The sequence below is a fragment of the Clostridium tarantellae genome, assembly GCF_009295725.1.
Taxonomy (GTDB): domain Bacteria; phylum Bacillota; class Clostridia; order Clostridiales; family Clostridiaceae; genus Sarcina; species Sarcina tarantellae.
Genome location: NZ_WHJC01000154.1, coordinates 1 through 7931 on the forward strand (window position 1 = coordinate 1; position 7931 = coordinate 7931).

The window sequence follows — 7931 nt, forward strand, 5'->3', positions numbered from 1 at the left end:
AAGTTAAAAAGAGTATAATTCTTATTAAATAAAAGTCTTAATTAAAAGAAAGGTGATAAAAAATGAAAATAGATAAAAATATTATAATAAGCAAAACTATTATATTTATAAGTTCTGTAATACTCATATTTTCATTTAGAAGATTTTTAGGTACAGTTAATGCTATTGTAGCTTTTGCTATAGCACAAGCCGCTATTATGCTTTTAAAAAAAGACTTAACGGGAAACTCTTTGAGAAATACAATAAAATTTTTAGCTATATATTTATATTTAGGTATTTTCCCTTTTTTAGCATCTTTAAATATATATATAGGATTAATTATAAATTTTTTAGCTATATTTTTTATAGCATATACTCTTGTATATGATTTAAAAAGCTCCATAGCTTTTCCTTTTATATTAGGATATGTATTTCTTTTAACTCATTCTATAACTTTAAAGGAACTTCCTTTAAGAATAATAGGATTATCTTTAGGAGCATTTTTTATAATGTTTTTACAATTTTTATTTAATAGAAATAAATGCAAGAAGCAAGTTGAAGAATCATTTAATATTATTATAAATGAAACACAAAAGAAGATAGGAAAAATAATTAGCAATAAAACTTTTAAAGATAATGAAAGTTTAATAAATAAAAATATAAATATAATAATAAATACTATTTACGGGAAAAGGGATAATTACTTTTATTTAAGTGGTATTGATAATATAAACATAAACATTACTTTATGTTTAGAAAGATTAAATTATTCTCTTAATAATTTAAATAAGCATAAAAAGAAGTTAAGTGAATATGAATACTTTCTAAAAGATTTAGTTAATGTTTTAGAAAATATTAAAAAAAATTTTTATAATAATGAAAAATTAAAGGAAATAGATGAAAAAATTAATTATTTTATAGAAATATATGAGAAAGCACCTAATAATTATTATATATTTTATGAATTTATTCAGAATATACAAATGTTTCAATATTATCTAGATAGAAAAGAAATTTTAAATAAAAAAGATCTTAAAAAGATAAATAAAGATATAACTATTCCTAAAAGATTTGAAATAGATAATATATTTAAGTTTAATTTTAATAGATATTCTTTAAAGTTTACTTATGCTTTTAGAATATCATTATTAATATCAATTACATATTTTTTTATACAATATTTCAAAATTCAGTATGGTAATTGGATTGTCTATACTTTAGTAGCTTTAATACAACCTTATAATGAAATAACAAGAAGTAAAACAAAAGAAGAGATAAAAGGTACAGTTTTAGGAATTTTTTTATTTACAGTTTTTGATTTATTAGTAAGCAATAAAGATTTTAAATATATTATGCTTATGATAATTTACTATTTATTTATTTATTTTGAAGATTACAAACAAAAAACAATGATTAAAACTATATTAATTTTAGGTATACTTTCATTAGAGACTACCCACATAGAATTTGCTATAGTAGATAGACTTATATTTATGGCTATTGGAGCTATTATAGCTTTTCTAGGTAATAAATATATTTTTAAATATTGTAATAAACACTCTATAAAAAGATTTGCAAAAAATGATTATAATGTAAGTAAAGATTTATTGATTGAAGGTTCTATTGCTTTAGAAAATAAAGAAAGTTTAAAAAGAGTTAATGAAATATTAATGAGTTTAAAACTTATAGAAAATAAAATTCTTTTAAATAATAGTGATATAAATAATAAGCTTATACAAAAGTTTGTTCTAAATGAAAAGAGTTTAAATAATAATATTTATTTTTTAGTTTATACTTTACATAAAGAAGGATGCACTGAAGAAATTTTAAAAGATTTAAAGATTATTTCAAAAAATTTATTTATGAAGAAAAGATGTTGTATATTAGATGAAAGAAAATTAATAAGAGAATTAAAAGATAATATTAGAAATAAATTTAATGAATTAAGTGAATTAAAAAATAAACTTATATACATAAATTTGTATAAAATATTAGTAAAATTAGAAGAGTCGGACAAGTTACTTTTAGAAATTCAATATTATTAAAAATAAATACTAATTAAGTTTATATAATGTGAGAATTTAATATGAATTTACCTAAAAAAGTTAAAGGAATAAAATTAGTACAAGAAGAGATTAATCTTCAATTTAGTGTACAAAATAATGAAATTAATTTTAACACACTTAAAATATATAGACATGAAATGATAGAGTTAGTATATTAAAGTTAATAAGATAAGAGTCTAAGTGTTTTGTTTTAGTATTTAAAGATTCATTTGAATTTAATTACATCAACTATTTAAGTATTAAATATCATAGTTATTACAATAAAAGCTATGTTAAAAAAGGGGGAATAAAAGTGAATTGGGGAATTATTGCTACATGGGAAATGTCCTATGATGGTGTGGTGAAAGCTAAAAAATTATTATCAAGTAAAAAATATGCAGGTGATGCAATAGAGATAGCTATTAAGGATGTAGAGAATAACCCGTCATATACATCAGTAGGATATGGTGGAGTGCCTAATGAACATGGAGAAGTAGAGATGGATGCTGCATTTATGAATGGAGATAATTTTTCTATTGGGGCAATAGCTGGAATAAAAGATTTTGAAAACCCTATATGCATCGCAAAGGCATTAAGTAAAGAAAAATACAATAACTTTTTAATTGGTGCAGGTGCTGAGGAATTTGCACATATAAATGGATTTGAGAGAAAAAATATGTTGTCAGAGAAAGCAAAAGAAACTTGGATTAAGAAAAAGGAAGAGGTAGCTAAAACAGGATTAAGTGCTTATGATGGACATGATACTGTATGCATGGTTTCTTTAGATTCTTCTAATTCTATGGTAGTTGGTACATCTACTAGTGGATTATTTATGAAGAAGAAAGGAAGAGTAGGAGATTCTCCTATAGCTGGTTCTGGATTTTATGTAGATAGTAATATTGGAGGTGCAGCAGCTACAGGCTTAGGTGAGGATATAACTAAATCCTGTATTTCTTATGAAATTGTAAGACTTATGGAAGAAGGAGTTACTCCGCAGGAAGCATGTGATACTGCTATATTTAAATTTACAAAAAAATATAAAGAAAAAAATCATACGGAACCAAGACATATATCTGTAGTAGCAATGAATAATAAAGGACAGTGGGGAGCTGGAACAAATTTAAATGGGTATACTTTTGTAGTTGCTACTAATAGTAAAGAGCCAACTATATATGTAGCAGATTATATAGGTGGAAAAACGAAGATTAATAAAAAATATGGAGTAGTTAAGTAATTTTAAAAATACTTACTGCTTTTTTTTTATAAAATATAATTGAAAATATTTTAAAATATAGAATATATTTACAAAAAGTCGATTTTAATATAAAATTGTAGATATAAAGTACAAAATTAAAGGGGGAAAATTAGTTGTTAAAGGTAAATAAAAAAATAATGGCATTAGTAGTTAGTGGAACTTTTTTTGCTACTATATCTAATGAAGTTATAGTAAGTGCTAAGGGAATATTTGATTTATTTAATAAAAATGAGGTTACAGAATGGAATAATAATCCTCAAGTTTTTGAAGTTAATAGAGAAAAAGCTCATGCTTCTTTTGTATCTTTTGGAAATAGTGAAATTGCTTTAGAGGATGCAAAAAAGGAAATTGGACAAAATGGATTAAAAGTTGATTCAGAGTACTATAAACTTTTAAATGGACAATGGGATTTTAAGTTAGTAGATAAGCCTAGTAAGGCACCTAAAGATTTTTTTGAAAATGATTTCGATACTAGTGAATGGGATAAAATAAAAGTCCCTAGTAACTGGCAAACTGAAGGATATGATTATCCTATTTATACTAATGTTACTTATCCTTGGACAGGTAGAGAAAATCCAGAAGCACCTAATGCACCTACAGAGTATAATCCTGTAGGATCTTATAAAAGAACTTTTACAGTTCCAGAAAATTGGAATAATAATGGGAGAAGAGTCTATGTATCATTTCAAGGAGTTGAATCAGCATTTTATCTTTGGATAAATGGACAAAAAGTAGGATATAGTGAGGATAGCTATACTGCTAAAGATTTTGATATTACAGATTTCTTAGTTGAAGGTGAAAATACTATAGCTGTTCAAGTTTATAGATGGAGTGATGGTAGTTGGCTTGAAGATCAGGATTTTATTAGATTAAGTGGTATTTTTAGAGATGTGGCAATATACTCAACTCCAGATGTGAGAATTAGAGATTTTGAAGTAAAAACAAACTTGGATGAAACATTTACTGATGCTAATTTAGAGCTAGAAGTAAATTTAGCAAATTATAAAAAATCTTTAGAAGAGTATTCTGTAGAAGCTATGCTTTATGATGAAAATTATGAGCAGATTTTAGATGAACCAGTTACAATGAGTACTAATTTTGAAAATGCAGAGGAGTTAAATGAAAAAGCTACAGAAGCTGTATTAAAGGGAAGTGTACAAGTTAAAAATCCTAAAAAATGGTCTGCTGAAAATCCTAATTTATATACATTAATTATAACTTTAAAAGATAAAGAGGGAAATGAATTTGAAGCAACTAATAGTAAAGTAGGTTTTAGAGAGTTTTATTTAGAAGATGGTCAGATGAAACTAAATGGTCAGCCAATTATGTTTAAGGGAACAAATAGACATGAAACAGATCCAACAGATGGAAGAGCAGTTTCTGTGGAAAGTATGATTACAGATATAGAATTAATGAAGGCTAACAATGTAAACTCAGTTAGAACATCTCACTATCCAAATGATCCAACTTGGTTACAGTTATGTAATGAATATGGCTTATATGTAATTGATGAAGCTAATTTAGAGTCTCATGGCGCTAGAAATTATTTGCCAGCAAGCAATGCTGATTGGACAGAAGCTTGTATAGACAGAGTTAAAAGCATGGTAGAGAGAGATAAAAATAATCCTTCTGTTTTAATATGGTCGTTAGGTAATGAAGCTGGAGAAGGTAGCAACTTTAAAAAAATGAGTGAATGGGTTAAGGAAAATGATGATACTAGATTAGTACACTATGAAGCTTCATATAGTGATCCAACGGTTTCAGATATATATAGCCATATGTATTGGAGTCCTGATGCTGTAGAGGATTATGGTAAATCAGGTCAAAAGAAACCTATGATTTTATGTGAATATGCTCATGCTATGGGAAATAGCTTAGGAAATTTAGATCAATACTGGGAAGTGTTTGAAAAATATGAGAATTTACAAGGGGGATTTATATGGGATTGGGTAGATCAAGCTTTATATAAAGAAACTGAAACAGGAGATAAATATTTAGCTTATGGAGGAGATTGGGGTGATAATCCTAATGATGATAATTTCTGTGCAAATGGATTAGTTACTGCGGATAGAAAAGCTAAACCACAACTTGAAGAGTTAAAATATAATTATCAAAATATAGAGATAAATGATATTGATGTAGCTAATGGGTTAATTTTAATAGAAAATGAAAATTTATTTACTAATCTTAATGAATATGATTTAGTTTGGGAGCTTAAAAAAGATAATGAAACAATAGAGCTTGGTAATATGGTGTTAGATATAGAACCTTTAACTAAAAAAGAAGTTGAAATTCCATTTAATAAACCAGAAATTATTGATAATGGTTCAGAGTATTGGCTTAACATAAGCTTTAAAAGTAAAGAAAATGAAAAGTGGGCAGAAGCAGGTCATGAAATAGCTTATGAGCAAATAGCTATTAAGTTTAATGATGATATAAAAGATAAAATAGATATTACTAAGATGCCACCTTTAACTACTGAAGAAGATGATTTAAATATTAGAGTTAAAGGAAAAGAATTTGAAGTTAACTTTAATAAAGAAAAAGGAAATATAGATTCTTTTATATATAATGATAATGAATTATTAAGTACACCAATAGAACCAGATTTTTGGAGGGCTCCTACAGATAATGATAGAGGAAATGGAATGCCTAATAGACAAGGAATGTGGAGAGATGCAGGAAAAAATAGAACTGTTAAAAATGTAGAGGTTAGTTCAGAAGAAGGAATAGTTACTATAGAAGTAGATGCTAATTTACCAACAGAATATACTTCAGAATATAAAAATCTAATAAAAATTTACGGAAATGGAGATGTAGCTATCACCTCTAGTTTAAATCCAGGAGAGTTTTTACCTGAAATTCCTGCTATAGGTATGGAATTTAATATGCCTTCAGAGTTTGAAAATCTTTCATGGTATGGAAGAGGACCACATGAGAATTATTGGGATAGACAAAAGAGTGCAAGAGTAGGTATGTATGAAAGTACTGTAGAAGATCAATTTTTTCCTTATATAGAACCATCAGAAATGGGAAATAAAACAGACGTAAGATGGATGACATTAACTAATAATGAGGGATTAGGATTAATGGTATCAGGAGATCCTACTATGGAGTTTTCGGCATTACACTATACTGAAGAGGAATTAGAAAGTAAAAAACATCCTCACGAATTAGAGAAGTCTGAAGATGTAGTAGTTAATTTAAATTATAAACAGATGGGTGTTGGAGGAGATGATAGTTGGGGAGCTAAGCCACATCCAGAATTCAACCTTTATGCTGATAGAAACTATAATTACAGAATGAGGTTAAAACCAATAGATTTACAAAAAGAAAAGCCAATGGATATAAATAAGTTAGCTCTTGCTTATGAAATAAAAGAAAATCAAAGTGTTGATATTCGTACTTTTGTAGGAAATGTACCTACATTACCAAAAGAAGTAGAGCTAGAGTTAAATGATAAATCAACTAAGATCTTTAATATAGAATGGAATGATATAAATGAGGATTTATGTAATGAAGTAGGAACATTCCAAGTTGAAGGTAAAGTTGTTGGAGAAGATGTAAAAATAGTTGCTAATATTATAGTAAGAGATTATGAAAAATTACAATCAGTAGATGTTCAAACTTTAATTGGTGAAAATCCTGTAATGCCTAAGATAATAGAAATAAAATATACTGATGGTGATTCAGAATTAGCAGAAGTTTCATGGGATGATATAAATGAAGAAAACTTAACAGAAGAAGGAAGTTTTAAAGTTAAAGGAAAAGCTAAGCTAGATAATTCAGAATTAGATGTGGTAGCTAATGTTAAAGTAGCTAAAGGTGATTATTTAAGTAATTTAGAGTGGGTGAGTTCTAGTGCAGGATGGGGTTCTGTGAGAAGAGATTTATCTGTGTTAAGAAATCCTATTTCCTTAAGTGATGGAATTAATTCTATTGTATATAAAAAAGGATTAGGGGCTCATGCTGATTCTACTGTAATTTATAATGTAGAAGGAAAAGACTATAAATATTTTGAAAGTTATGTAGGACTAGATCAAGAAATGCGAAATGGTTCAAGTGATGGAATAAGATTTAAAGTATTACTTGATGAAGAAATAGCCTTTGATAGTGGAGTAATGATAGCAAAAACACCTTCTAAATTTATAAGATTAGATATAGAAGGTGTAAAAGAAGTTAAACTTCTTATAGATAAAGTTGGACATACTACTAATGATCATGGAGACTGGGCTAATGCAATGTTTACTAAAGAAGTTAATGTTATTCCTTCAGCAGACTTAAATAATAATGGAACTATTGATATTGGAGATCTTTCATTAGTTTCAAAATATTATGGCAAAAATTCTGTAGATAATTTTGATATTTGGGATAGCGTTAAACATTTTGATTTAAATAAAGATAATAAAATTGATTCTTATGAAATAGATTTTATAACTGAAAAAATATTAGAATAGATATTTAAATATTAAGTAGTTAAAAAAGCCATTAATGACTTTAAATTCATTAATGGCTTTTCATAATAAATTACACCACTTTACAAGTAATTAAAAATTAATTTTATAAAAAATGAACCAAATTCCTAAAAACTGTGCAAACTATTAATACACCCAATACTAATAAAACACAGGAGGAATTTGGTTCTATGAATA

Annotated in this window: 4 protein-coding genes; all 4 read left to right on the forward strand. The window is 26.5% G+C overall.

Translation table 11 applies throughout. The annotated features are described in order from the left end of the window. Positions 1–62 precede the first annotated feature (62 nt). Complete coding sequence (locus GBZ86_RS10150; RefSeq protein ID WP_152890321.1) at positions 63–2024, forward strand: FUSC family protein; 1962 nt, start codon at positions 63–65, stop codon at positions 2022–2024. Between the two features lie 41 nt (positions 2025–2065). Continuing rightward, positions 2066–2203, forward strand: coding sequence for a hypothetical protein (locus GBZ86_RS17155; RefSeq protein ID WP_170272207.1), 138 nt, complete (start codon positions 2066–2068; stop codon positions 2201–2203). A gap of 134 nt (positions 2204–2337) precedes the next feature. Then, entirely contained in the window at positions 2338–3258 is a 921-nt protein-coding gene (locus GBZ86_RS10155; RefSeq protein ID WP_327444895.1) for a glycosylasparaginase, read from the forward strand. A 134-nt stretch (positions 3259–3392) separates the two neighbouring features. Beyond that, positions 3393–7736, forward strand: coding sequence for a beta-galactosidase, LacZ type (gene lacZ, locus GBZ86_RS10160; RefSeq protein WP_152890323.1), 4344 nt, complete (start codon positions 3393–3395; stop codon positions 7734–7736). Positions 7737–7931 lie beyond the last annotated feature (195 nt).

Excerpts from the sequence above, each read along its gene's own strand:
- GBZ86_RS10150 (WP_152890321.1), top strand. The coding sequence starts at position 63 with ATGAAAATAGATAAAAATATTATAATAAGCAAAACTATTATATTTATA.
- GBZ86_RS17155 (WP_170272207.1), top strand. The coding sequence starts at position 2,066 with ATGAATTTACCTAAAAAAGTTAAAGGAATAAAATTAGTACAAGAAGAG.